Raw genomic sequence first — 24,160 nt, forward strand, 5'->3', positions numbered from 1 at the left:
TCCCGCAGAAAAGATGCTAACCCGCCCACCTGTGCGGACCGGTTCCGGGTCGGACTTGCCTTGTCCGGTAGCGGAAATCGCCGCCTACCGATCAGTAGTCGGATCTTCGCCCTCGGAGAGCGCCTCCCACAGTTCCGCGTCCGGATCCTTCGCGGCCTTCTTGCGGCCGGCCGGGGCTTCGTAGCGCGCGCCCATCCTCGCCATGCGGCCCGCACCCTTGATGGCTGTCAACCCGGCGACGAGCATCAGAATTCCCGCCAGCAGGGCCAGTCCGCGCCCGGCGAAGATCTGCGCGACGGGCGCGCCCTCGGGGAAGCCCCCGAAGCGCCAGCCGTCGACGGCGATCCAGCCGGCGGCGATCCCGGCCAGCGCGACCACCACGCCCAGCACCCGCCGCAGCCAGCCGCCCGCGGCGATCAGTCCGGCGACCCCGGCCAGCGCGAGCACGGCCAGCGGCACCAGCGCCCCGGACTGCTCCGCCCCGGTGTGCCGGTCCAGCACCATCCCGCGGACACCGGCGTCACGCGGCTCGGCGGCCCAGACCAGCTGCGAGGAGCCCCACAGCGCTGCCGCGGCCAGCAGGAGCGCCGCCGCGACCATCCACAGTGGACGCTTACTGGACGCTGGCGACGTCATCGGCCGGGTCCAGCTTCCGCGGCGGCGCCATGGTCTGCGCGGCGGCGACCGCGGAGAGCACCGTGCGGGCCTTGTTCAGGCATTCGTTGTCCTCGTACTCGGGCACCGAGTCGGCCACCACCCCGCCGCCCGCCTGCACGTAGGCGATCCCGTCCCGGATCAGGGCGGTGCGGATCGCGATGGCCGTGTCGGCGTCACCGGCGAAGTCGAGGTAGCCGACGACACCGCCGTAGAGGCCGCGGCGCGTCGGTTCCAGCTCCTCGATCAGCTCCATCGCGCGCACCTTGGGCGCGCCGGAGAGCGTGCCGGCGGGGAAGCACGCCGCCACCGCGTCGAACGCGGTCTTGTCCTCGGCCAGCTCGCCGGTGACGGTCGACACGATGTGCATCACGTGGCTGTAGCGCTCGATGGCGAAGAAGTCGACCACCCGGACGGTGCCCGGCTTGCAGACCTTGCCCAGGTCGTTGCGGCCCAGGTCGACCAGCATCAGGTGCTCGGCGCGCTCCTTCTCGTCGGCCAGCAGGTCCTTGGCCAGCTGCGCGTCCTCCTCCGGGTCCGCGCCGCGCCAGCGAGTGCCGGCGATCGGGTGCGTGGTGGCGCGGCCGTCCCGCACGGTGACCAGCGACTCGGGGCTGGAGCCGACGATGTCGAACCCGTCCAGCCGCAGCAGGTACATGTACGGGCTGGGGTTGGAGGTGCGCAGCACGCGGTAGATGTCCAGCGCGTCGGCCTGGGTGGGGATCTCGAACCGTTGCGAGGGCACGACCTGGAACGCTTCACCCGCCTTGATGGCCTCGACCGCCTTCTCCACCGCGGCGAAGTAGTCGGCCTGCGTGCGGCGGCGCTCGAACCGCGGCGCCGGCCGGTCGAAGACGGCGGCCGTCGCGGGGGCGGCGGCGCCGAGCCGCTCGGTCATCTCCTCCAGGCGGCGGACCGCGTCGTCGTAGGCCGCGTCGACCCGCTCCGGGCTGTCGTCCCAGTTGACCGCGTTCGCGATGAGCGTGACCGTGCCCTCGTGGTGGTCCACGGCGGCCAGGTCGGTGGCCAGCAGCATGGTCAGCTCGGGGATGTCCAGGTCCTTCTCGGCCAGCTCAGGCAGCTTCTCCAGCCAGCGCACGGCGTCGTAGCCCAGGTAGCCGACCATCCCGCCGGTCAGCGGCGGCATGCCGGGCAACGGCTCGGTGTGCAGGGCGGCGACGGTCTCCCGCAGCACGGTCAGCGGGTCGCCCTCGGTCGGCAGGCCCACCGGCGGGGTGCCCTCCCACACCGCGCGGCCGTCCCGCACCGTCAGCGCGGCGGGGCTGCGGACGCCGATGAAGGACCAGCGCGACCACGACTGCCCGTTCTCGGCCGACTCGAACAGGAACGTGCCCGGGCGGTCGGCCGCGAGCTTGCGGTAGACCCCGACGGGCGTTTCGCCGTCGGCGAGCAGCCGCCGGACCACCGGGATCACGCGACGACCCTCGGCGAGGGCGCGGAACTCGTCGCGTGCGGGGCTCACCGAACCGAGGCCACCGTCGGTGGGATTCGCACTGACCATGGAGCCATTGTGCCGCCCGGGTCCGACACTCCGCGCACCGGGCATTAATTCAGGCTTTGTTGAATTCCGGCCGCGCCCGGGCCATCATTGCGGGGTGAGTACCGCCGAACAGCCTACGCCCGGCAAGCGGCGCGGCCGCCGCCCCGGCGGACAGGACACGCGGGCCGCGCTCGTGGCCGCCGCGCGGGAGGTCTTCAGCGAGAGCGGCTACGAGGGCGCCACCGTGCGCGCGATCGCCGCCCGGGCCGGTGTCGACGCCGCCATGGTCAACCACTGGTTCGGCGGCAAGGAGGGCCTGTTCGCCCAGGCGGTGCTGCAGCTGCCGTTCGACCCGATCCAGCTGTTGTCCGAGCTGCTGGACGGGCCGGTGGACGACCTGGGGAAGCGGATCGTGCGGCGGTTCCTCACCGTGTGGGACGCGACCGACGGCGGCGCGTTCCCGGCGCTGGTGCGCAGCATCGCCAGCCACGACCAGGCCGCGCTGAGCCTCAAGGACTTCCTGATCCGGCACGTGCTGGAGAACGTGGTCGGCCGGGTGTCGCCGGACCGGCGGGAACTGCGCGCGACGCTGTGCGCCTCCCAGATGGTGGGCATGGGGATGGCGCGCTACGTGGCGAAGTTCGAGCCGTTCTCGACCACGGACGTCGAGACGCTGGCAGCGGCCGTCGGGCCGACGCTGCAGCGCTACCTCACCGGCGACATCGACTAGCGCTGCACCGGCGGAGCCACCACCCGAGCAACCAGCACCGCCGCGGGTTTGGATATCGGCAGTCGCGCGGAGCGCGTCCGTTGAGGGTGGTGGTGGGTGCCGGGCGGGCGGTTCCTGGCGAGGACAGCGCCGACGTGGTGGTCGGCGCTGTCGCGCGGAGCGCGTCCATCAGGGGTGGTGGTCGGGCTGGCGGGTGGGAATTCATGAGGAGGCGATCCCACAGCCAGGGGCCGCCTGAGTCGGGTCAGTCGCGCGGAGCGCGTCGGTTGAGGGCGGTGGTGGGCTGGCGGGCGGGGCCGCTACCCGCACCGCTACGCAGGTCGGTTCCGTCATCGTCCAGCAGGAGGCGATCGGCGCCGTCGAAGCAGGTTCGGGTGCCGGTGTGGCAGGCCGGTCCGGTCTGGTCGACGCGCACCAGCAGCGTGTCGGCGTCGCAGTCGAGGCGGACCTCCCGCACGTGCTGCACGTGCCCGGACGTCTCGCCCTTGACCCACAGCTCCTGGCGGCTGCGCGAGAAGTACGTGCCGCGCCGCGTGGTCAGCGTGCGCTCCAGCGCCTCGTCGTTCATCCACGCCACCATCAGCACGTCGGAGGTCGCGTGGTCGACCACGACCGCGCACACCAGGCCATCCGCGGTGCGCTTGAGCCGCTGGGCCAGCTCGGGTGCCAGGCTCACCGGACCTCGACCCCACCGGCGCGCAGGGCGTCCTTGACCGCGCCGATCGTCAACTGTCCGAAGTGGAACACGCTGGCCGCGAGCACGGCGTCCGCCCCGGCCCGGACCGCGGGCAGGAAGTGCTCGACCGCGCCCGCTCCCCCGCTGGCGATCACCGGCACGGTGACCACCTTGCGGGTCTTCTCGATCAGCTCCAGATCGAACCCGGCCTTGGTGCCGTCGGCGTCCATCGAGTTCAGCAGGATCTCGCCGACCCCCAGCTCCTCGCCGCGCTGGGCCCACTCGACCGCGTCGATGCCCGTGCCGCGGCGGCCGCCGTGCGTGGTGACCTCGAACCCGGACGGGGTCGGCTCCGAGCCCTCGGGCACGCGGCGCGCGTCGACCGACAGCACGATGCACTGCGCGCCGAACCGCCGGGAGGCCTCGCGCAGCAGCTCGGGCCGGGCGATCGCCGCCGTGTTGAAGCTCACCTTGTCCGCGCCCGCGCGCAGCAGGCGGTCGACGTCGTCGCAGGTCCGCACGCCGCCGCCGACCGTCAGTGGGATGAACACCTGCTCGGCGGTGCGCCGGACCACGTCGAAGGTCGTCTCGCGGTTGCCCGAAGAGGCGGTCACGTCGAGGAAGGTCAGCTCGTCGGCGCCCGCCTCGTCGTAGGCCCGCGCCAGCTCGACCGGATCGCCGGCGTCCCTGAGGTCGGCGAAGTTGACGCCCTTCACCACCCGGCCCGCGTCGACGTCCAGACACGGGATCACCCTGACCGCTACACCCATGCCACCAGGGTAGATGTTGCCTAGAGTGGCGGGGGTGTGGTGGGGGTTGCTCTGCGCGGTGGCCGCCGCGGCCGCCTACGGGGTCGCCTCCGTCTTCCAGGCCGTCGCGGCCCGCGCGGTGGACGAGGGCGGGTCCGGTGTGGACCCGCGGCTGCTGGTGCGCGTGCTGCGGCAGTGGCGGTACGTGCTCGGTCTCGGCCTGGACGTGGCCGGCTTCGCGGCGCAGCTGATCGCGTTGCGGGTGCTGCCGTTGTTCGTGGTGCAGGCCGCGCTCGCCGCGAGCCTCGCCGTCACGGCCGTGGCGGCGCTCACGCTGGGCGCGCGGCTGTCCGGCCGGGAGTGGACCGCGATCGCTCTGGTCTGCGCCGGGCTGGCGGTGCTCGGGGTGTCCGCGCGGAGCGAGGGGTCCGAACCGGTGGGCACGGCGTTCCACGCCGGCCTGCTCGCGGCCGTCGCGGTACTGGCCGCGGCGGGCTGGATCGCCGGGCGGGCGCCGGAGCGCATCCGCACGCCGGCGCTCGGGCTGATCTCCGGGTTGTGCTTCGGCGTGGTCGCGCTGGCCGGGCGGGTGCTGGACGTGACGGGCGTGACCGCGGTGCTGACCGATCCCGCCGCGTACGCCCTCGCCGCGGGCGGGGTGCTCGCGATGCTGTTCTACGCCTCGGCCCTGCAGCGGGGGAGCGTCACGACGGGCACCGCGCTGATGGTGGTCGGCGAGACGGTGGTGCCGTCGCTGATCGGCGTGTTCCTGCTGGGCGATTCGACGCGGGCCGGGTTCGCGCCGCTCGCCGCGGCCGGGTTCGTCGTCGCGGTCGCGGCGGCGCTGGCGCTGGCCCGGTTCGGCGAGGTCGACAGTCCACGCGGACACCCGCCGGGCGGTGATCACGCTACCGTGGGGAGCATGTCGGAATTCGAGCGCTTGGCCGCCGAGAAGTACCTCCTGCTGACCACGTTCCGCAAGAACGGCACGCCCGTGCCGACACCGGTGTGGGCCGCCGGGCACGACGGCGAGATCGTGGTGTGGAGCGACCGGACGGCGGGCAAGATCAAGCGGATCCGCAACAACCCCGAGGTCACGCTCCAGGGCTGCGACCTGCGCGGCCGCGAGACCCACGGGCCGGTGGTGACCGGGCAGGCCCGGCTCCTGGACGACGAGGCGACCGAACGGGCGCGCTCGGCGATCGCGCGCAAGTACGGGATCGTCGGCCAGGTGACGATGTTCTTCAGCAGGATGCGGGGCCGTCGGAAGACGATCGGGCTGGCGATCAAACTCGCGGGCTGACCGCCTCCAGGGCCTGCGGCAGCGTGAACGCGCCCGCGTAGAGGGCCTTGCCGATGATGGCGCCCTCGACACCATCGGCCGCGAGACCGGCCAGCGCCCGCAGGTCGTCCAAACTGGACACCCCACCGGAGGCGATCACCGGGGCGTCGGTGCGGGCGGCGACCTCGGCGAGCAGGTCCAGGTTCGGGCCCTTGAGGGTGCCGTCCTTGCTGACGTCGGTGACCACGTAGCGCGAGGCGCCGTCGCGGTCCAGGCGCTCCAGGACCTCCCACAGGTCGCCGCCGTCGCTGGTCCAGCCGCGGCCCTTGAGCCGGTGGCCCTGGTCGGTGATGCGCACGTCGAGGCCGATCGCGACGCGGTCGCCGTGGGTGGCGATGACCTTCGCGGTCCACTCCGGGTCTTCCAGCACCGCGGTGCCGAGGTTGACGCGGCGGGCGCCGGTGGCGAGGGCGGCCTCCAGCGACGCGTCGTCGCGGATGCCGCCGGACAGCTCGACCTGGACGTCCAGCTCACCGACCACGCGGGAGATCAGTTCCTTGTTGTCGCCCTTGCCGAACGCGGCGTCGAGGTCGACGAGGTGGATCCACTCCGCGCCGTCCCGCTGCCAGGCGAGCGCCGCGTCGAGCGGGCTGCCGTAGGAGGTCTCCGTGCCGGCCTCGCCCTGGACGAGACGCACGGCCTGGCCGTCGGCCACGTCGACGGCGGGAAGGAGGGTGAACGTCACGCGGCCACTATAAGGAGCAACGACGCTGAGCCGGTCGGAGGGTGGGGCTGGTCAGAGGGTGCGCAGCCAGTTCTCCAGCAGGTGGGCGCCCGCGTCGCCGGACTTCTCCGGGTGGAACTGGGTCGCCCACAGCGCGCCGTTCTCCGCGGCCGCGACGAAGTCCTCGCCGTGGTGCGACCAGGTCACCTTCGGCTGCTGGCCGGGCAGGCCGGAGTCCAGCTCCCAGCGGCGGGCGGCGTAGGAGTGCACGAAGTAGAAGCGGGTGTCGGGGTCCAGGCCGGCGAACAGCTGCGAGTCCGCCGGGGCGCGGACGGTGTTCCACCCCATGTGGGGGACGATGTCGGCGTGCAGGCGCTCGACCGTGCCGGGCCACTCGCCGGTGCCCGCGGTCTCCACGCCGTGCTCGACGCCGCGTTCGAACAGGATCTGCATGCCGACGCAGATGCCCAGCACGGGACGCCCGCCGGCGAGGCGGCTGCCGATGATCTTCTCGCCGCCCACGGAGAGCAGGCCGGCCATGCAGGCCGCGAAGGCGCCCACGCCCGGGACGACGAGCCCGTCGGCCTCCAGCGCCGCATGCGGGTCGGCGGTCACCTCGACCTCGGCGCCGACACGCCGCACGGCGCGCTCGGCGGAGCGCAGGTTCCCCGATCCGTAGTCCAGAATCACGACGCGAGCCACGTGGCCAGTCTAGAGCTTGGCGTGGGTGGTTCCGCCGGGCGGCTCGGCGCGGGTGGTTCCGCCGGGCGGCTCCGCGATGGGTGGTTCCGCCGGGCGGCTCGGCGGCGTTTGATTGCGGGAGGAGGGGGAAGGCAGCGGGAGGGCGCCGCGGTAGGGAGTGACGATGTCGTCGCAGAGCGAAGCCCACGGGTCCGGTGAGCGGGCCAGGGAGCTGGCCAAGACGCTGGACGAGGTGGAGGGCGGCCGGCTGGGCCCGGACGAGGTGCGCGACCTGCTCGAGGGGCTGACCGCCCTGGCGACGGCGGTGACCCGCGTGCTCGACGACCTGCGCGGGTGCCCGGTGCTGCGGGAACGGGAGCACGAGCTCGGGCTGCTGGCCTTCCAGACGATCCGCAGCAAGCTGGAACAAGCCGCCGCGGCGGCCGAGGACCTGCAGGTCAGCGCCGAGGCGCTGTGCCGCCTGCTGCCGGAGCACACGCCGGAGAGCGGGTAGGCCGGCGCCGCGGACGCCTGGGACGATGTCCGCCACCGCCCACCGCCGGTCTCAGGTGGCCCGGCGCCTCGTCAACGGCGCGGCGTCCGGTCCCCGGCGGGCCGCTGAGCCCCAGGGCGGCGCCAGCGGCCCGGGGCCAGGCGGCGGAGCGGCCGATTGCTACCCGTGCGGGTGAGGCCCCTCGCGGGTGGCTCTCTCGGCGCAACAGCCGGACCCGCCCGGCCGCCCCACTCGCGGGACAGGCGAACGCCCGCCCGCGGGCCCATCCGCGCAACACCGAACGCCCAGCCCCACTGGCCCACCCCCGCAACACCGAACGCCCAGCCCCACTGGCCCACCCGCGCAACACCGAACGCCCAACCCCACCGGCCCATCCGCACAACACCCGAACGCACCCACCCGCACAACAAATGCACCAACGCGCGCCGAGCCGGCCGCGCGGTCAGGTGGCCCGCAGGAAGTCCTTCAGCGCGGCTGTGATGCTCGCCTCGTCGAGGTGGTGTGCCAGGTCGTGGTCCGCGACGTCGCCGTAGCGGCGGACTTCCGCGTCCCGGCGGGTGCCGAGTGCCCGGAGGCGGTGTGGCACCTCGACGAGAGCCTCGCTGACCTGGTGGGCCGACGTGCCGGCCAGGTACGGCTCGACCAGCACCACGTCCGCCACCCCGGTCTCGGCCACCGCGGTGCGCAGCGTCGCGGCGTCGAAGGGCCGGACGGTCTTCGCGTAGAGGACCGTCACGTCGAGGTCCTCGGTGGCGGCCAGCACGCGGTCCAGCATCGGGCCGACGGCCAGCACGACCCCGCGCCTGCCCGCCCGCATCGCTTGCAGGCCCGGTCCCGGGTGCGGGCGCGCGTTCGACTGGGCGCTCAGGCGCAGGTACACCGTGTCGTCGCCGGATAGCGCGTCGCGCAGCAGCGCGACCGCCTCGTCCGGGTGCCCGGGCACGTGCACCGTCCAGCCCGGGATCGTGTCCAGGAGCGCGACGTCGCCCGGCGACTGGTGGGTGCGGCCGGCGGTGGACATGTCGTACGAGCCGCCCCACGAGACGAGCACCGCGCCCGCGCCCTGGTGCGTCAGGTCCAGCTTGACCTGCTCGTAGGGCCGCTCCACGAGGAACGACGGGAACGTGTGCACCACCGGTCGCATCCCGGCCAGCGCCAACCCGCCCGCGACGCCGACCAGCGCCTGCTCGCGGATGCCGACGTTGATCACCCGGTCCGGGTGACGGCGCCGGGCGGCCTCCAGCGACGCCGCGGAGATGTCGGCCAGCACGACCGCGACGCGCGGATCCTCGTCCAGCACCTGCTCCATTGTGGACAGAAACGCCTCACGCATTCCGGGCATGACTCAGCTCCCCTTCGGCTCGACGACGGCGACCACGCACAGCGGCCGGTCCGGGTGTGGCGCGGTGAAGGCGGCGTACAGCGCGTCGTGATCGCGGCCGTTCACTGTGCGCGTGGCCCAGCCCTCGACGGCGAAGCGCTCCGCGATGCCGCCCGGCCAGCCGTGCGTCGCCGACTGGTTGTCGATCACCACCGCGGTCAGCTGCGCCAGCGACGCCCGCCCGGCGAGCGCGATCGCCTCGTGGTTGGAGCCCTCGTCGAGTTCGGCGTCCCCGGTCAGCACCACCACCTTCGGTTCCGTCAGTCCCCGCGCGCGCAGTCCGAACACGGTGCCCACGCCGAGCGCCAGCCCGTGCCCCAGCGACCCGCTGGAGATCTCCACGCCGGGCACGAGCACCCGGTCCGGGTGGTAGCCCAGCCGCGACTCGCTGCCCGCCCAGCCGGCCAGTTCCGCCGGGTCGAGGAACCCCTTCGCGGCCAGGACCGCGTAGTAGGCCATCGGCCCGTGTCCCTTCGACAGCAGGAACCGGTCGCGGGCCGGATCGTCCGGCGCCGCGGGCGAGACGTTCAGCACCCGGTCGTACAGCACCCACAGCACATCTACTGTGGACTCCGCCGCCCCGGAGTGCTTCTCGTCGCCGCGCATGGCGTCGATCAGCTCCGGCAGGTCGGCGTAGCCCAGCCCCCTGGTCGTGTTTCTCATGCTCCGACCGTGCAACCTCGACTTAGGTTGAAGTCAAGGCTAGGCTGGCGCCGTGACCAAGCTTGCCGACCACCTGACCATCGGCCAGGTCGCGGAGCGCAGCGGCGTGCCGCATACGGCGCTGCGGTTCTACGAGGACCGGGGCCTGATCTCGTCCGAGCGCTCGGCTGGGAACCAGCGCCGCTATCCGCGGTCGGTGCTGCGCCGGATCGCGTTCATCCGGGCGGCGCAGCGGGTGGGCCTCAGCCTCGAGGAGATCCACGACGCGCTGTCGACCCTGCCCCGCGACCACGCCCCGACGAAGGCCGACTGGGCCCGGTTGTCCCGCGGATGGCAGGACGAACTCGACGCCCGCATCGACGCGCTCCAGCGGTTGCGGGACCGGCTGACGGGTTGCGTCGGGTGCGGGTGCCTGTCGCTGCGCGTGTGCGGTCTCTACAACACCGACGACCGGATGGCGCAGTACGGACCCGGCGCGCGGGGGCTCAAGCCCGCCGCCGAGGGCGGCGCCTAGGCGCGATTCTGTTGCCGGCGTGCCGGGGCATCACATCCTTTCATTGCTCGGGGGCGATTCGGCGGGCTCGGGTGGTCAGGCCGCGTCTCCTCGCGTCGGCGGTGGTGGTGCGGCAGCGGCCATGCCGGGTGGCAGCCCGCCCCGTGCGGAGCAGGGCCTCGTCGAGCCGTGGCGGACTCCTGCGCACAGGGGCGGCGCCGCGCCTGTGCCGAGGTGGGGCGGCGGGGCGCCGAGCGCAGCCGGGGGTGGTGCCGCGCCCGAGCCGCGGTCGCGCGGTGGTGCGCCGAGCGCAGCCGGAGGTGGCGCCGCGCCTGTGCCGAGGTGGGGCGGCGGGACGCCGAGCGCAGCCGGGGGTAGTGCCGCGCCCGAGCCGTGGCGGGGCGATAGTGCGCCGAGAGCGGCCGGCGGTGGCGCCGCGCCCGAACCGCGGTCGCGCGGCGGGGCACCGGGCGCAGCCGGAGGTGGCGCCGCGCCTGTGTCGCGGTGGGGCGGCGGGACGCCGAGCGCGGCCGGGGGTAGTGCCGCGCCCAACCCGCCGTGGGGCGATAGTGCGCCGAGAGCGGCCGGTGGTGGTGCCGCGCCCGAGCTGTGGTCGCGCGGCGGGGCGCCGAGTGCCGGCGGCACCCCGCAGTCGCAACTGACCTTGCGTTTTCGGAGCGTTCGGTCGAGCGCAGCCACCCCTGGCGCACGCAGGGCGCGCCACCGCCGGGTCCAGCGCAGCGTGCCGTCGCAGCCGAAATCGGCCAGCAGGCGGCGCACGTAGCAGCTCAGGCATTCCCGCTCCTGCGGCGAGGTCCACAACTCGAGCAGTCCGGGGTTCGTCATCGGGGTCCTCCTTCGGTCCGTGCTCCCTGACTACCAGCGCCCACCGACAAAAACCCTGCGCCGCTTACCCCGATCGTGGGCGACTGGACGCGACCATGGACGAAAAGTCGATCATTCGGGTGGCGAAGCTGGGTTCCGGTGGCCGGCGAGGGCCTGCGCCCACGGTCCCGGCACGACGTGCACCTGGCGCGTGACCGTGGGACCGCGAGACCGGGTCGGCTCCCGGCACGGGAAACGGACGACGGCCACCGCTTCCAGGTGAGCGCGAACGGCGTCCGGCTCACCCGACTGGAGCGCTCCGCGATACCTGCGCCGTCACGGAAACTGAGCACAATGAACGGGTGCGGATCAGGCCAGCCGATGTCACCGACGCCATCGCCGTCTTCGCCCTGCTCAGCCAGACCGCCGACGGCCGTCCGCCCCAGCGGGCCGCGTTCGGCCACCACTACGAGCAGCTCATCGCGGCGATGACCTACGACGACACGGACTTCCTCGTGGCGGACCGCGACGGCGAGGTCGTCGGCTACGTGCTGGCCGCCCGGGTCCTGTCGCTGCACGCCGCCGGGCCGGTCAGCCAGCTGCTGGAACTCGTGGTCGCGCCCGAGCACCGCGGGCAGGGCATCGGCGGGATGCTCGTCGACGCGGTGGTGCGGCGGGCGCGGCGGGCCGGGGCCGTCGAGGTGAACGTCGTCGCCCGGCGCATTCCCGGCTACTTCCGGCGGCGCGGCTTCACCGAGACCGCGACCTGCCTGACGCTGCCGCTCACCTGAGCCCGGGGCGGCGGCGCGGCCGGCCGAGCAGCTTGCGCCCCACCTCGAGCAGCGACTCGCGCAGCGTGTCGTCGTCGTAGTGCGCCAGGTCGGGCGATCCGCCGGCCAGCGCGATCCCGGCGACGGCCGCGTGCGTGGCGACGACCCGCGCCGGATCGGGGTCGGGGCCGGTCAGGATCGTCATCATCCCGGCCATGCTGCTCTCCTTGCCGAAGAAGTGCTTCTCCAGCGCCCGCGCCACCCCGGGGTCGCTGGAGAACAACGCCACCAGCGCGCGGTGCCGGACCACGAGGTCGACGAACCCGGCCAGCATGTGGTCGATCCGCGCGCCCGGCCTGCGCTCCCGCGACGCCTCCGCGACGACCGCCCCCAGCTCGCGCAACCCCGGCTCGACCACGGCCTCGGTGATCTCGTCCTTGGTCTTGAAGTGGTAGTACACCGCCGCCTTGGTGACCCCGAGCTCGTCGGCGATCATCTGCAGCGACGTTCCCTCGACCCCGTGCGCGGTGAACAGCCGCAATGCCGTGGCCAGCAGGCGCGTTCGGGTGTCTTCGTGTCCGGCCACGGCTGCCATCGACTGGTGAACCTCCTCGTCAGCAGCCGAAGAGTACGCGACCGGAAATCGCCCTGCAAACGTTTGAGGCCCTAGCCGTGCGGCTAGTCACACACTAGCCGATCGGCTTGGCGAAGCACTTGCCGATCGGCTAGCTTCGAGAGTCACCGGATCGGATGTCACTCGACTGAATTGGAGCCGAGTACGTGGCCACCCTGCTCTACCGCCTAGCCCGGTTTTCGTTCCGCCGGCGCTGGCTCGTCGCGAGCGTCTGGACGGCGATCCTGCTCGTCCTCGGCGGCGGCGCGCTGACGCTGTCCGGCCAGATGTCGAACTCGGTGACCATCCCCGGCACCGAGGCGCAGCAGGCCATCGACCACCTGAAGGACAAGTTCCCGCAGGCGGCGGCCGGCAACGCCACCGCACGCGTCGCGATCGAGGCGCCGGCCGGGCAGACACTGGCCGATCCGGCGGCCCGGGCGACCGTCGAGGACCTCGTCGGCAAGCTGAAGACCGCGCCGGGCGTGGCGGCGGTCGCCGACCCGTACCAGGCGAAGACGGTCACCGAACGGATCGCGGTAGCCCAGGTGAGCTACAAGGTCCCCGCCCCGGAGGTCACCGACAGCGACCGGGAAGCGCTCAAATCCGCCGCCACCGCGGCCAAGAGCGCCGGTTTCACCGTCGAATTCGGCGGCGACGCGATCCAAGGCGTGCCGGCCACCGAGGCCACCGAGGGCATCGGCGTGATCGTCGCGGCCATCGTCCTGGCGATCACGTTCGGCTCGATCGTCGCCGCCGGGCTGCCGCTGCTGACCGCCCTCATCGGCGTCGGCGTGGGCATGGCCGGCGTGATGACCGTGTCCGGGTTCGTCGATCTGAACTCCAACACCCCGATCCTCGCGCTGATGCTCGGCCTGGCCGTCGGCATCGACTACGCGCTGTTCATCGTCTCCCGCTACCGGCACGAGCTGGCCGAGGGGCACGATCCGGAACTGGCCGCCGGGCGTTCGGTCGGCACCGCGGGCTCGGCGGTGGTGTTCGCGGGCCTGACGGTGATCATCGCCCTGGTCGGGCTCACCGTCGTGGGCATCCCGATCCTCGGCCAGATGGGCGTCGCCGCCGCGGCGACCGTGGCCGTCGCGGTCCTCATCGCGCTCACCCTGCTGCCCGCGCTGCTCGGTTTCGCCGGCCGCAAGGTGGCCGGCAAGCGCGCCCGCCCCAAGCACGACGGCAGGCCCGCGATGGGCGAGCGCTGGGCCCGGTACGTGGGCCGGCACCGGGTTCCGGTGCTGGTGACGGCCGTCGTGGGTCTGCTCGTGGTCGCGATCCCGGCGCTGAGCATGCAGCTCGGCCTGCCGACCGACGCGACGGCCGCGCCGGACTCGACCCAGCGCAAGGCCTACGACCTGATCAGCAAGGGCTTCGGCGAAGGCACCAACGGGCCGCTGATCGTCGTCATCGACTCCGCCGACGCGCCGGACCCGCGCCTGGCCGCCACCGAAGCCACCGACTCGATCTCCCGCCTGCCGGACGTCGCCGCGGTGACCCAGGCTCAGTTCAACGCCGCGGGCGACACCGCGCTGGTCACCGTGATCCCGAAGAGCGGCCCGAGCAGCGAGGAGACCGAACGGCTCGTCGCGAGCATCCGCGACCAGTCCGACCGGCTCTCCGGCGCCACCGGCGCGAAGCTGTCGGTGACCGGCCAGACGGCACTGCAGATCGACGTGTCGGAGAAGCTGGCCGGCGCGATGCTGCCCTACCTCGGCCTGATCGTCGGGCTCGCGTTCCTGCTGCTGATGCTGGTGTTCCGGTCGATCATCGTGCCGCTGAAGGCGACGCTGGGCTTCCTCGGCTCGGTCGTGGCGACCTTCGGCGCGGTGGTCGCGGTGTTCCAGTGGGGCTGGCTCACCGATCTGCTCGGCGTGGACTCGACCGGCCCGATCATGAGCATGCTGCCGATCCTGCTGATCGGGGTGCTGTTCGGCCTCGCGATGGACTACCAGGTGTTCCTGGTGACCCGGATGCGCGAGGACTACGTGCACGGCGCCGACGCCCGGGACGCCGTGGTGAGCGGGTTCCGGCACGGCGCCCGGGTCGTGGTCGCGGCGGCGTTGATCATGATCAGCGTGTTCGCCGGGTTCGTCGCGGCGGAGCTGTCACTGATCCAGTCGATCGGGTTCGCGCTGGCGTTCGGCGTCCTGGTGGACGCGTTCGTGGTGCGCATGACGATCGTGCCCGCGGTGATGTCGCTGCTCGGCAAGCACGCGTGGTGGCTGCCGAAGTGGCTGCAGCGCGCGCTGCCGAACGTCGACGTCGAGGGCGAGAGCCTCGCCAAGCACCTCGACGACCAGCGGGAGCTGGAAGAGGCCCGGAGCTAGGACACCAGCCAGGCGACCGCGCCGCCGACGGCCAGGAGTGCCGCGACCAGCAACAGGATCGCGAGCACCCTGGCCGTCTTCCACGTGCTGTAGACGCCGCCGACCAGGAAGCCGCCCAGCGCCAGCAGGAGGACGGCGACCAGTTCCTTGCTCACAGAACACCCTTCGTCGAGGGGATGCCGCCCGCGCGCGGGTCCGGCTCGGTCGCCGCGCGCAGGGCACGCGCCACGGCCTTGTACTGGGCCTCGGCGATGTGGTGCGGGTCGCGGCCGTGGATGACCCGCACGTGCAGCGCGATCTGCGCGTGGAACGACAGCGAGTCGAACACGTGCCGGGTCAGCACGAACGGGTAGTTCCCACCGATGGTGAACGTGTTGAACTGCTCCGGCTCGCCGACGTGCACGCAGTACGGGCGGCCGGACACGTCGATCGCGGCGTGCGCGAGCGTCTCGTCCATCGGGATCCACGCGTCGCCGAAGCGGCGGATGCCCGACTTGTCGCCGAGTGCCTGGCGGATCGCCTGGCCCAGCACGATCGCGGTGTCCTCGACCGTGTGGTGCGCGTCGATCTCGATGTCGCCGGTCGCGTCGATCTTCAGGTCGAGCGAGCCGTGCACGCCGAACGAGTTGAGCATGTGGTCGTAGAACGGGACCCCGGTGGACACCTCCACCTGCCCGGTGCCGTCCAGGTCTACCACCACGGTGATCGAGGACTCCTTGGTGGTCCGGGAAACCTTGCCGACGCGGCTCACCGCGGGACCTCCTTGCTCGCCGCCAGGAAGGCGTCGTTCTCCTCCGGGGTGCCGATGGTCACCCGCAGGTGACCCGCGATGCCGACGTCGCGGATCAGCACCCCGTTGTCCACGTAGGCCTGCCAGCTCGCCTTCGCATCGGCGAAGCGGCCGAACAGGATGAAGTTGGCGTCGCTGGGCACCGGCGCGAAGCCCAGGCCCAGCAGGCCCTCGGCGACCCGCTCACGCTCGGCCGCCAGCTTGGCGACCGTGGCCAGCGTCTCGTCCGCGTGCCGCAGGGCCGCGCGCGCGGCCGCCTGCGTCAGCAGCGACAGGTGGTAGGGCAGCCGCACCAGCTGCAGCGCGTCGATCACCGCCGGGGCGGCCGCGAGGTAGCCCAGGCGCCCGCCGGCGAAGGCGAACGCCTTGCTCATCGTGCGCGACACGATCAGCTGCGCCGGGTAACGCTCGATCAACTCGACCGCGCTGCGCTGCGACGAGAACTCCGCGTACGCCTCGTCCACGACGACGATGCCGGGCGCGGCGCGCAGCACCAGCTCCAGCTCGTCGAACGGGATCGAGCCGCCGGTCGGGTTGTTCGGGCTGGTCACGAACACGACGTCGGGCCCGCGCTCGGCGATGATCCGCGCCGCGGCCCCGGTGTCGAGCGTGAAGTCGTCGCGCCGGGGCGTGGGCACCCAGTCGGTGCGGGTGCCGGCCGCGATGATCGGGTGCATCGAGTACGACGGCTCGAAACCCAGCGCGCTGCGGCCGGGACCGCCGAAGGCCTGCAGGATCTGCTGCAGCACCTCGTTGGACCCGTTGGCGGCCCACAGGTTCCGCTCGGTCAGCGACACGCCCGTCGCGCCGGACAGGTACGCGGCGAGGTCCTGGCGCAGGGCGATCGCGTCGCGGTCCGGGTAGCGGTGCAGGCCGGCGGCCACCTCGCGGACGGCCTCGGTGACGTCGTCGACCAGGGCCTGCGGCGGCGGGTACGGGTTTTCGTTGGTGTTGAGCCGGACCGGGACGTCCAGCTGCGGCGCGCCGTAGGGGCTGCGGCCCCGCAGGTCCTCGCGCAGCGGCAGGTCCTCGAGACGGACGTCGTCGGAACTCACTCGGCTCCTCCCGGGAAGCGCGCGGTGACCGCTTCCCCGTGCGCGGGCAGGTCTTCGGCGTTGGCGAGCGCGACGACCTTGCCGGCCACCTCGCGCAGCGCCTGCTCGCTGTAGTCGATGACGTGGATGCCGCGCAGGAAGCTCTGCACGGACAGCCCCGACGAGTGCCGCGCGTAGCCGCCGGTGGGCAGCACGTGGTTCGAGCCCGCGCAGTAGTCGCCGAGCGAAACCGGCGCGTACGGGCCGACGAACACCGCGCCCGCGTTGCGCACCCGGGCCGCGACGGCGCGCGCGTCGGCCGTCTGGATCTCCAGGTGCTCGGCCGCGTAGGCGTCCACCACCCGCAGACCGTCCTCCACAGTGGACACCAGCACGGTGCCGGACTGCCTGCCGCGCAACGCCTCGCCGATGCGCTCGGTGTGCTTGGTGGCGGCGACCCGGGCGGTCAGCTCCTCGTCCACCGCGTCGGCCAGCTCTGCCGACGTGGTGACCAGCACGCTCGCGGCGAGCGGGTCGTGCTCGGCCTGGCTGACCAGGTCGGCGGCCACGTGCACCGGGTCGGCGGTCTCGTCGGCCAGGATCGCGATCTCCGTCGGGCCCGCCTCGGAGTCGATGCCGATCAGGCCGCGCAGCAGGCGCTTGGCGGCGGTGAGGTAGATGTTGCCGGGTCCGGTGACCAGGTCGACCGGGACCAGCTCGGCGCCGTCGGTGTCGGTGCCGCCGTAGGCCAGCAGCGCCACGGCCTGCGCCCCGCCGACCGCCCACACCTCGTCGACGCCCAGCAGCGCCGCGGCGGCCAGGGTCGTCGGGTGCGGCCGTCCGCCGAACTCGGCCTGCGGCGGCGAGCACAGCACCAGCGAGCCGACGCCCGCGACCTGGGCCGGGACGACGTTCATCACCACGCTCGACGGGTACACCGCGAGCCCGCCGGGGGCGTAGAGGCCGACGCGCTCGACCGGCACCCAGCGCTCGGTGACCGTGCCGCCGTCGACGACCGTCGTGGTCACGTCGGTGCGGCGCTGGTCGGCGTGCACCTTGCGGGCGCGGTCGATCGCCTCCTCCAGCGCGGCGCGCACGGCCGGGTCCAGGGTGGTCAGCGCGGCCTCGATCTCGGCGCGCGGCACGCGGACGCTCGCCGGGCGCACGCGGTCGAACCGCTCGGTGTACTCCAGGACCGCCTCGACCCCGCGCTCGCGGACCGCCTCGACCACCGGGCGGACCTGATGCAGCGCCGCGTCCACGTCGATCTCGGCACGCGGGAGCGTGGCTCGGAGTTCGGTGGCGGACGGCACGCGTCCACGCAGGTCGATGCGGTTCAACATGGGTCTAGGGTACGAGTTGGAACGTTGACGACGACCAGGGAGGTAGCCGGTGCTCCGGATCGGCTTGTGCCAGCTCACATCGAGTGCCGACCCCGCGGAGAACCTCGCCCCGATCCGCGAGGGCGTGGCGCGCGCGGCGGGCGAGGGGGCGCGGGTCGTGGTGTTCCCGGAGGCGGCGATGGCGCGGTTCGGGGTGCCGCTCGGGCCGGTCGCGGAACCGCTGGACGGGCCGTGGGCGAAGTCGGTGGCCGCGATCGCCGACGAGCACGGCGTGCTGGTGGTGGCCGGGATGTTCACGCCGTCGGACGACGGCCGGGTGCGCAACACGCTGCTCATCACCGGGCTCGGGCACCACCTCGGCTACGACAAGATCCACCTCTACGACGCGTTCGGGTTCCGCGAGTCGGACACGGTCGCGCCGGGCGCGTCGCCGGTGACCGTCGAGGTCGACGGCGTCACGCTGGGCTTCGCGACCTGCTACGACGTGCGGTTCCCGGAGCTGTTCCGCGCGCTGGCCGACCGGGGCGCGGCCGCGGTCGTGCTGCCGACGTCGTGGGGCGCGGGCGAGGGCAAGCGGGACCAGTGGGAGGTGCTGGTGCGGGCGCGGGCGCTCGACTCCGGCTGCTGGGTGCTGGGCTGCGGCCAGGCCGACCCGGCGGCGAGCGGGGTCGAGGTGAACCCGAAGGCGCCGACGGGCATCGGGTACTCGACGGTGGCGGACGGCTTCGGGCGCGTGCACGCCCAGCTGGGCGCCGGGCCGGAGTCGGTGGTCGTGGACATCGACCCGGAGGTCGCGGAAAAGGCCCGCAACGCGACGGGAGCGCTCGCCAACCGGCGGCTCTGAGGTGGGCGACTACCCGAAGCCGCACGACCCCGAGGCGCTGCAGCGTATGGCGCCGGAGTCGGCCCCGGTGGGCAGCACCGGCGCGCACGTGGTGGTCGACAACCTGGGGTACCGGGGCGTCACGGTCACCTGGCACCACCACTTCATCCTGACCACCGCGGCCGAGGAGGCCTGGAGCCGGGCGACCCGCACGGGCCGGACAGCGGCTGGTGCACACCATCGTGGTGACCGGCCGGACGCAGCCGACGCCGTGGTGGGACTGGTACACCACCCGGTTCGAGGAACGCCACGCCCGGTTGCGGGCGATGTGGAACCGGCAGCAGGGCGGCTAGGTGTACTTGGCCGTTAGGTTGGTGGCAGTCGGCTGGTGGGTGGGTGGCCGCCGAGTGCGTTGTGGCGGCGTTGAGTGTTGTAGTGCTCGAGCCAGGGCGCAAGCGCGGCGGCTCGTTCGGTGTTGCTGGTGAACACCTGCCGGTAGGCCCACTCGGTTTGCAGGGTGCGGTTGTAGCGCTCGACCTTGCCGTTTTGCCAGGGGCAGTGGGGCTTGATGAACTTCTGCCGGATGCTGTGCTCGGCACAGACGTGCCGGAGTGACCAGCGATAGGCCCAGGCGTTGTCGGTCATCAACCGCTCGATTCTGGTGATGCCATGCTTGGCGAAGTAGGCGATGGCCCGGGCGAGGAAAGCGGCGCAGGTGCCGCCCTTCTCGTCGGGCAGGATCTCGGAGTAGGCCAGCCGGGAGTGATCGTCGACCAACGAGTGGACGAAGTCGAAACCGATTCTGGCGTTGCGGTCGCGCGTGGCGTCCCGGTGAGCGCGGCCATGCGCTCGCCAGCCGCCGCCCTCGGGGATCCGACCGATTTTCTTCACGTCCATGTGCACTAGCTCGCCCGGGGTATTGCGCTCATACCGCACCGCGGTGGTCTTGCTGGCCCGGATGACCTGCCCGGTGAGTGGGTCCAGCGCCGACAGCCGAGGCGCGTTGTGGCGGGCCAGCACGCGCGACACCGTCCGCGCCGGCACTCCCAGCTGCGCCCCCAGCCAGTCCGGACCGCGACGCTCCCGCTGCCGCAGCTCGAGGATCTGCCGCTCGGTCTCGGCACTGGTCCGCCGCGGTGAGGAATGGGGACGTGAGGACCGGTCGTGCAGGCCGGCTTCGCCCTCGGCGGCGTGCCGGTCCAACCAGGTCTTCACGCACTTGCGTGAAATGCCCATTGCCTTCGCGATATGTGCCTGTGGCCACCCCTGACGATGCCGCTGGACGATCAGCAACCTGCCCAAGAACGTCGTACGGGCATTACGGTGTGACACGAGAGCCTCCGGCCTGGCGTGGGTCCTAGACAAGCCACACCCCAACCGGAGGCTCTCCCCATGTCAACACCAGCCAGCCGCTACCAACGTCCTGGCCAAGTACAGCTAGGACGGGCCCTCGAAGCCTGCGGATGAGGGTGGCCGGCGTGCTGCCTACGCCATGCCCTCCTCGATGGCCAGGCGCGTCAGTTCCGGGCGTCGGCGGCGGCCCGTCTTGTCTCGGATGCGGTCCAGGTACGACCGCACCGTCCGGACGCTGATCGACATGGCCTCGGCGATGTCGGCGTCCCGCTCGCCGGCCGCGACCAGTGACAACACCTGCCGCTCGCGGTCGGACAGCACGCTGCTCACCCCGGCCCGCGGGCGCGTCGAGTCGAGCAGGTAGGACGCCAGCGTCGGCGAGACGTACGAGTTCCCGGCGGCGATCTCGCGGATCGCGTGCAGGATGTCGTCGCCGTCGGCGTCCTTCGACAGGTACCCGCGGGCGCCGGCGGAGACCGCGCCCAGCACCTCCTCCTGGCCGGCGTGCGCGGACACCACCAGCACCTTGTGCCCCATCCGCACGACCTCCTGCACGGCCTGCGAATCGGTCACCCCACGCAGCTTGAGGTCCAGCACGACGACGCACCCGGCCGGTTCCTGGCTGCTCGCGAACGCGGCGACGGACTCGGCGACGGGCCCCAGCTCGATGTCACCAGCCCCGGACAGCACGTTCGCGACCGCGTAGCGGTACAGCGGGTGGTCCTCGATCACGCCGACCCGGATGGCCATCGGACCTCACTCCCTGTGGGCATTTTTCCCGGCAGCGAATGCCGGTTCCCCGTTTATTCTGTACCAGGAGCAAGGAGAAGCGAGTTGACCGCTGCCGACGCGGGGGTCTCCGCCGGTGGCGGGACCGCACCCGCCCCACCCCGGACCCGCCGGTTCACCATGGCGCCGTTCGTGCTGCCCATCGGCTTCGCCCAGATCGCGATCTGGGAATCCGCCCTGGTCGCCGCGCTGCTCGCGGTCCACGACGTGCTGCCCGCGAAGCTCGTGGTGACCGTGCTGGCGCTGCTGGTGATCGCCGCGACGTCCGTCCGGTTCGCGGGACGCCACCTCGCCGGCTGGGCGCTGACGTGGGTGTCGTACCGGTTGCTGCAGCACGACGAACGCCGCCAGGCCGCCGATCCGCTGTACGTCCTCGCCCACGACTTCCGGTTGCGCCAGCACGTCGACCGCGCCGGGAACCGCTTCGGGGTGGCCGGGGCCGGGGACGGCTGGACGACGGTGATCCGGCTGCGTGAGGGCGTCGAGCCGGACGTGCCGACGGTGCTGGACCTGCTGCGCGCGGCGTGCGACAACCCGGAGATCCCGCTGGCGGGCGCCCAGCTGCTGGTGCGGACCAGCTTCGGCGAGCGGACGTTCCTGATCGCGGTGCGGTACCGGGCGAGCGAGGCGCCGCTGGCGGCGCTGGCCCGGGGCGGCGGGGAGGCCGGCGAGCTGCGGGCGACGACCCGCGCGGCGCTGGCGCTGATGGGCGCGCTCGCCAAGGCCGGGTACGGCAGCACGCTGCTGGAGGCCGGTGAGCTGGCGGCCGAGCTGCGCGCCACCGTCGGCACGGACTCGCCGGCACCGGTGACCGACGGCTGGCGGTCGTGGTCGGCGGGCGGCACCGCCCAGGCCGGGTTCGCCCCGCTGACCCGGGACGACGTGCCCGTGCTGCTGACCTCGACGGCCCGCGGCGCGGCGCTGACGGTGACCTCGTACACCTTGCGGCGCAACCACTTCGGGCGGCTCGTGGAGGACGTCACGCTGCGCCTGGCCCGCTACGCCGGCACGCGGCGGCCGCCCCGCGCCCGTGATCTGGACGTGCCGGTGGTGCCGCTGTACGGCAGGCACGCCGCCGCCGTGCGGCGCACCCTCCCGCTCGCCCTGCCGCGCTGAGGAAGGCGTTCAGTGAGGTTGGGTATGCGGGTGGTGGGTGGGCCGTCGATGCTGGATGTGGGCGCGCGCGCTGCACGGTGATGATCCGCCGCTGCTTCGACAGACACGCCCTAAGCCATCAGCGGCGCCGGGTCGGCGAAGATGCCGGCCAGCACGCCCGTGCACGCGGCGACCGCCTGGACGTCCGGGCCGAACCGGGTGACCGTCACCAGGTCGGTCCCCGGCAGCGCGGTCGTCGCCGCGAAGGCGTGCAGCAGGGTCGCCAGGTGCTCCGGCGCGTCGGTGATGTTCTGGCCGCCGAGGACGACCTGGTCCGGGTTGACGATGTCGCGCAGCATCGCGACCGCCCGGCCCATCGTCGCGGCGCGGTCGGCCAGCGCGCCGCGGTCGGTCTGGTCGTTGACCGTCGCCTCCAGGCAGCCGGTCCGGCCGCACGCGCAGCGCACGTCCCCACCGACCGGCAGGTGCGCGACCGTCCCGGCCTGGCCGGGGCCACGGTGCAGGACACCGTCGACGACCAGCGCCATGCCCACGACCTGCCGGGCGTAGAAGTACAGCAGGCTCGGGTACTGCTTGCCCTCGCCGAACAGCAGCTCGGCGTGCGCCATCGCGGGCACGTGCCCGTCGACGTGCACCGGCAGTCCCGTCCCGCGCGCCAGCACGGCCTGGGCGGGGGCGCGGTGCCAGCCGAGCCGGTCGTGCGTGATCAGGCCGCGGGCGATGTCGACCTGGCCGCCGGTCGCGAGCCCGAGCCCGACGACCCGCCGCTCCCGCCAGCGGCGCAGGAACGCGCGCACCTTCGCGGCGAGGAACGCCAGCCCGTCCTCGGCGCTGCCCCGCGGGGTCGGGATCTTCTCGCTGCCGACGAGCCGCCCGCGCAGGTCCACGATGCCGAACGTGGTGGTGCGGACCCCGATGTGCACGCCGCACGCGGCCAGCACGCTGTCGTCGATGTCGACCGGCACGCGGGGCCGTCCCACGGCGCCCGCGCGGGCCAGGTCCGGCGCCTCCCGCACCAGCCGCGCCTCGGCGAGCGCGGTGACCTGGCGGCTGACCGTCGGCATGCTCAATGACGTCAGCTCGGCGATCGCGGCACGCGACAGCGGGCCCTCGCGCCGGATCGCGCCGAGCACCGCGGCGGCGTTCGACACTGCGCACCCCCAGGACGGCCATTTCGTTCCACCGTGCACGAAAGTAGCCGAGCCCGTCAAAGCGGCCCGCCATGCGGGACGGTGGCAGACTGCGGGACGTGAGCACGCGCCCCTACGTCCTTGCCTCCGCGGCGGTGTCCCTGGACGGCTACCTCGACGACACCAGCGACCAGCGGCTCCTGCTGTCCAACGAGGAGGACTTCGCGCGCGTGGACGACGTGCGCGCGAGCGTGGACGCGATCCTGGTCGGGGCCGGCACGATCCGCACCGACGACCCGCGGCTGCTGGTGCGGTCCGGGCGCGGGAACCCGGTCAAGGTCACGATGACCGAGAGCGGCGACCTCGACCCGTCGGCGAACTTCTTCACCACCGGCGACGTCGAGAAGCTGGTGTACACCTCGGCCGCGGCGGTGCCATCGGTGCGCGAGCGGCTCGGCGCGGTGGCGACGGTGGCCGACGGCGGGGACCCGCTCGACCTGCGGCACGTGCTGGCCGACCTCGCCGGGCGCGGCGTCGGGCGGCTGATGGTCGAGGGCGGCGGGGCGATCCACACGCTGTTCCTCACCGCGGGCGTGGTGGACGAGCTGCACCTGGCGATCGCGCCGGTGTTCGTGGGCGAGGCGGCGGCGCCGCGGTTCGTGGGCCCCGGCCGGTTCCCGCCCGGCCGGCTGCGGCTGACCGAGACGCGCCGCATCGGCGACGTCGTGTTCATGCGCTACCACCTGGGGCAGGCGGCGCGCGACCACGGCAGGCTGCGGGAGGCGATCGCGCTGGCGGAGAACTGCCCGCCGTCGGCGACGTTCCGGGTGGGCGCGATCGTGGTCTCGGCTGACGACGAGGTGCTCGCCACCGGGTACTCGGGCGAGACCGACCCGCACGACCACGCGGAGGAGGTGGCGATCGCCAAACTGGGCGGCGCGGACCTCACCGGAGCGACGATCTACTCGTCGCTGGAGCCGTGCAGCTCGCGGGCGTCGCGGCCGGTGTCGTGCACGCAGCACATCCTGAACGCCGGGATCCCGCGGGTGGTGTTCGCCTGGCGGGAGCCGAACCTGTTCGTGGACTGCGTGGGAGCGGAAACACTGCGCGCGGCGGGCCGCGAGGTGCGGGAGCTGCCCGAGCTGGCGGACCTGGTGCAGGCGACGAACGCGCACCTGCCGTTGTAG

27 protein-coding genes and 1 pseudogene are annotated in these 24,160 nt (G+C 73.1%); 11 read left to right on the forward strand and 17 right to left on the reverse strand.

The window, feature by feature from the left end:
- Window positions 1–84: 84 nt before the first annotated feature.
- Together L1857_RS28180 and L1857_RS28185 are read right to left on the reverse strand one after the other, a co-directional pair.
- A complete protein-coding gene (locus tag L1857_RS28180; protein ID WP_116115285.1) occupies window positions 85–636 on the reverse strand; it encodes a Trp biosynthesis-associated membrane protein in 552 nt (183 codons plus the stop codon).
- A complete protein-coding gene (locus tag L1857_RS28185; protein WP_249466774.1) occupies window positions 614–2,176 on the reverse strand; it encodes an anthranilate synthase component I in 1,563 nt (520 codons plus the stop codon). Before L1857_RS28185 ends, L1857_RS28180 begins: the two co-directional genes overlap by 23 nt.
- A 94-nt stretch (window positions 2,177–2,270) precedes the next feature.
- Between L1857_RS28185 and L1857_RS28190 the strand changes: the two genes are divergently transcribed.
- Complete coding sequence (locus L1857_RS28190; RefSeq protein ID WP_094004381.1) at window positions 2,271–2,885, forward strand: TetR/AcrR family transcriptional regulator; 615 nt, start codon at window positions 2,271–2,273, stop codon at window positions 2,883–2,885.
- 244 nt (window positions 2,886–3,129) lie between these two features.
- On the opposite strand, the gene hisI is transcribed toward L1857_RS28190, so the two are convergent.
- Together hisI and hisF are read right to left on the reverse strand one after the other, a co-directional pair.
- Window positions 3,130–3,561: a phosphoribosyl-AMP cyclohydrolase gene (hisI, locus tag L1857_RS28195; RefSeq protein WP_249466778.1), complete on the reverse strand. Its 432-nt coding sequence runs from the start codon at window positions 3,559–3,561 to the stop codon at window positions 3,130–3,132.
- Window positions 3,558–4,331: an imidazole glycerol phosphate synthase subunit HisF gene (gene hisF, locus L1857_RS28200; RefSeq protein WP_116115291.1), complete on the reverse strand. Its 774-nt coding sequence runs from the start codon at window positions 4,329–4,331 to the stop codon at window positions 3,558–3,560. Before hisF ends, hisI begins: the two co-directional genes overlap by 4 nt.
- Before the next feature lie 34 nt (window positions 4,332–4,365).
- On the opposite strand from hisF, the pseudogene L1857_RS28205 reads away from it, so the two are divergent.
- Together L1857_RS28205 and L1857_RS28210 are read left to right on the forward strand one after the other, a co-directional pair.
- Window positions 4,366–5,178, forward strand: a pseudogene (locus tag L1857_RS28205) (DMT family transporter); the annotation flags it as partial.
- A gap of 54 nt (window positions 5,179–5,232) precedes the next feature.
- Complete coding sequence (locus L1857_RS28210; protein WP_094004377.1) at window positions 5,233–5,613, forward strand: PPOX class F420-dependent oxidoreductase; 381 nt, start codon at window positions 5,233–5,235, stop codon at window positions 5,611–5,613.
- Here L1857_RS28210 and priA read toward each other — a convergent pair.
- Both priA and hisH read right to left on the reverse strand, forming a co-directional pair.
- Entirely contained in the window at window positions 5,597–6,337 is a 741-nt protein-coding gene (gene priA / locus L1857_RS28215; RefSeq protein ID WP_094004376.1) for a bifunctional 1-(5-phosphoribosyl)-5-((5-phosphoribosylamino)methylideneamino)imidazole-4-carboxamide isomerase/phosphoribosylanthranilate isomerase PriA, read from the reverse strand. The genes L1857_RS28210 and priA overlap by 17 nt on opposite strands.
- A gap of 51 nt (window positions 6,338–6,388) precedes the next feature.
- The gene (gene hisH, locus L1857_RS28220; protein ID WP_094004375.1) at window positions 6,389–7,018 is read right to left on the reverse strand and encodes an imidazole glycerol phosphate synthase subunit HisH; all 630 of its coding nucleotides are present in this window, start codon (window positions 7,016–7,018) and stop codon (window positions 6,389–6,391) included.
- A gap of 163 nt (window positions 7,019–7,181) precedes the next feature.
- Here hisH and L1857_RS28225 point away from each other — a divergent pair, with 163 nt between their 5' ends.
- A complete protein-coding gene (locus L1857_RS28225) occupies window positions 7,182–7,511 on the forward strand; it encodes a hypothetical protein (protein WP_233157134.1) in 330 nt (109 codons plus the stop codon).
- 442 nt (window positions 7,512–7,953) lie between these two features.
- Here L1857_RS28225 and L1857_RS28230 read toward each other — a convergent pair whose 3' ends face one another.
- Together L1857_RS28230 and L1857_RS28235 are read right to left on the reverse strand one after the other, a co-directional pair.
- Window positions 7,954–8,853: a transketolase family protein gene (locus tag L1857_RS28230; protein ID WP_249466782.1), complete on the reverse strand. Its 900-nt coding sequence runs from the start codon at window positions 8,851–8,853 to the stop codon at window positions 7,954–7,956.
- Between the two features lie 3 nt (window positions 8,854–8,856).
- Window positions 8,857–9,555 carry a thiamine pyrophosphate-dependent enzyme gene (locus L1857_RS28235; protein ID WP_116115548.1) on the reverse strand — a complete coding sequence of 233 codons (699 nt, stop codon included), beginning with the start codon at window positions 9,553–9,555 and terminating at the stop codon, window positions 8,857–8,859.
- 52 nt (window positions 9,556–9,607) lie between these two features.
- Between L1857_RS28235 and soxR the strand changes: the two genes are divergently transcribed.
- Window positions 9,608–10,069: a redox-sensitive transcriptional activator SoxR gene (gene soxR / locus L1857_RS28240; RefSeq protein WP_116115551.1), complete on the forward strand. Its 462-nt coding sequence runs from the start codon at window positions 9,608–9,610 to the stop codon at window positions 10,067–10,069.
- Between the two features lie 75 nt (window positions 10,070–10,144).
- Here soxR and L1857_RS35810 read toward each other — a convergent pair whose 3' ends face one another.
- On the reverse strand, window positions 10,145–10,894 hold the full coding sequence (locus L1857_RS35810) for a DUF2695 domain-containing protein (RefSeq protein WP_429727944.1): 750 nt from the start codon (window positions 10,892–10,894) through the stop codon (window positions 10,145–10,147).
- Window positions 10,895–11,235: 341 nt separating this feature from the next.
- On the opposite strand from L1857_RS35810, the gene L1857_RS28245 reads away from it, so the two are divergent.
- Complete coding sequence (locus L1857_RS28245; protein ID WP_094004369.1) at window positions 11,236–11,664, forward strand: GNAT family N-acetyltransferase; 429 nt, start codon at window positions 11,236–11,238, stop codon at window positions 11,662–11,664.
- On the opposite strand, the gene L1857_RS28250 is transcribed toward L1857_RS28245, so the two are convergent.
- A complete protein-coding gene (locus tag L1857_RS28250) occupies window positions 11,657–12,238 on the reverse strand; it encodes a TetR/AcrR family transcriptional regulator (RefSeq protein ID WP_094004368.1) in 582 nt (193 codons plus the stop codon). The genes L1857_RS28245 and L1857_RS28250 overlap by 8 nt on opposite strands.
- A 185-nt stretch (window positions 12,239–12,423) precedes the next feature.
- On the opposite strand from L1857_RS28250, the gene L1857_RS28255 reads away from it, so the two are divergent.
- Complete coding sequence (locus tag L1857_RS28255; RefSeq protein WP_094004367.1) at window positions 12,424–14,595, forward strand: MMPL family transporter; 2,172 nt, start codon at window positions 12,424–12,426, stop codon at window positions 14,593–14,595.
- Here L1857_RS28255 and L1857_RS28260 read toward each other — a convergent pair.
- Genes L1857_RS28260 through hisD form a run of 4 tightly spaced genes read right to left on the reverse strand, consistent with a single transcriptional unit; the run spans window position 14,592 to window position 17,762 of the window.
- The gene (locus L1857_RS28260) at window positions 14,592–14,750 is read right to left on the reverse strand and encodes a hypothetical protein (RefSeq protein ID WP_167481565.1); all 159 of its coding nucleotides are present in this window, start codon (window positions 14,748–14,750) and stop codon (window positions 14,592–14,594) included. The two genes, L1857_RS28255 and L1857_RS28260, sit on opposite strands and share 4 nt — an antisense overlap.
- Window positions 14,747–15,346 carry an imidazoleglycerol-phosphate dehydratase HisB gene (gene hisB, locus L1857_RS28265; RefSeq protein ID WP_094004366.1) on the reverse strand — a complete coding sequence of 200 codons (600 nt, stop codon included), beginning with the start codon at window positions 15,344–15,346 and terminating at the stop codon, window positions 14,747–14,749. The genes L1857_RS28260 and hisB overlap by 4 nt, the downstream gene beginning before the upstream one ends.
- Window positions 15,343–16,440: a histidinol-phosphate transaminase gene (locus L1857_RS28270; protein WP_094004365.1), complete on the reverse strand. Its 1,098-nt coding sequence runs from the start codon at window positions 16,438–16,440 to the stop codon at window positions 15,343–15,345. Before L1857_RS28270 ends, hisB begins: the two co-directional genes overlap by 4 nt.
- On the reverse strand, window positions 16,437–17,762 hold the full coding sequence (gene hisD, locus L1857_RS28275) for a histidinol dehydrogenase (protein WP_094004364.1): 1,326 nt from the start codon (window positions 17,760–17,762) through the stop codon (window positions 16,437–16,439). Before hisD ends, L1857_RS28270 begins: the two co-directional genes overlap by 4 nt.
- A gap of 49 nt (window positions 17,763–17,811) precedes the next feature.
- Between hisD and L1857_RS28280 the strand changes: the two genes are divergently transcribed.
- The gene (locus L1857_RS28280; protein WP_094004363.1) at window positions 17,812–18,606 is read left to right on the forward strand and encodes a carbon-nitrogen hydrolase family protein; all 795 of its coding nucleotides are present in this window, start codon (window positions 17,812–17,814) and stop codon (window positions 18,604–18,606) included.
- A gap of 209 nt (window positions 18,607–18,815) precedes the next feature.
- Window positions 18,816–18,938, forward strand: a complete 123-nt coding sequence (locus tag L1857_RS35480; protein WP_255407852.1) for a hypothetical protein — start codon at window positions 18,816–18,818, stop codon at window positions 18,936–18,938.
- A gap of 13 nt (window positions 18,939–18,951) precedes the next feature.
- On the opposite strand, the gene L1857_RS28285 is transcribed toward L1857_RS35480, so the two are convergent.
- Together L1857_RS28285 and L1857_RS28290 are read right to left on the reverse strand one after the other, a co-directional pair.
- Window positions 18,952–19,917: an IS481 family transposase gene (locus tag L1857_RS28285; protein WP_116115564.1), complete on the reverse strand. Its 966-nt coding sequence runs from the start codon at window positions 19,915–19,917 to the stop codon at window positions 18,952–18,954.
- A gap of 153 nt (window positions 19,918–20,070) precedes the next feature.
- Window positions 20,071–20,688, reverse strand: a complete 618-nt coding sequence (locus L1857_RS28290) for a LuxR C-terminal-related transcriptional regulator (protein WP_249466785.1) — start codon at window positions 20,686–20,688, stop codon at window positions 20,071–20,073.
- An 84-nt stretch (window positions 20,689–20,772) separates the two neighbouring features.
- Between L1857_RS28290 and L1857_RS28295 the strand changes: the two genes are divergently transcribed.
- The gene (locus tag L1857_RS28295; protein WP_249466789.1) at window positions 20,773–21,843 is read left to right on the forward strand and encodes a type VII secretion protein EccE; all 1,071 of its coding nucleotides are present in this window, start codon (window positions 20,773–20,775) and stop codon (window positions 21,841–21,843) included.
- A gap of 110 nt (window positions 21,844–21,953) precedes the next feature.
- On the opposite strand, the gene L1857_RS28300 is transcribed toward L1857_RS28295, so the two are convergent.
- Window positions 21,954–22,994 (reverse strand): ROK family transcriptional regulator, encoded by a 1,041-nt coding sequence (locus L1857_RS28300; protein ID WP_094004359.1) that lies wholly within the window; start codon window positions 22,992–22,994, stop codon window positions 21,954–21,956.
- 98 nt (window positions 22,995–23,092) lie between these two features.
- Between L1857_RS28300 and L1857_RS28305 the strand changes: the two genes are divergently transcribed.
- Window positions 23,093–24,160, forward strand: coding sequence for a dihydrofolate reductase family protein (locus L1857_RS28305; RefSeq protein WP_116114913.1), 1,068 nt, complete (start codon window positions 23,093–23,095; stop codon window positions 24,158–24,160).

The sequence above is a fragment of the Amycolatopsis thermalba genome (genome assembly GCF_023376025.1).
GTDB lineage: Bacteria > Actinomycetota > Actinomycetes > Mycobacteriales > Pseudonocardiaceae > Amycolatopsis_E > Amycolatopsis_E thermalba.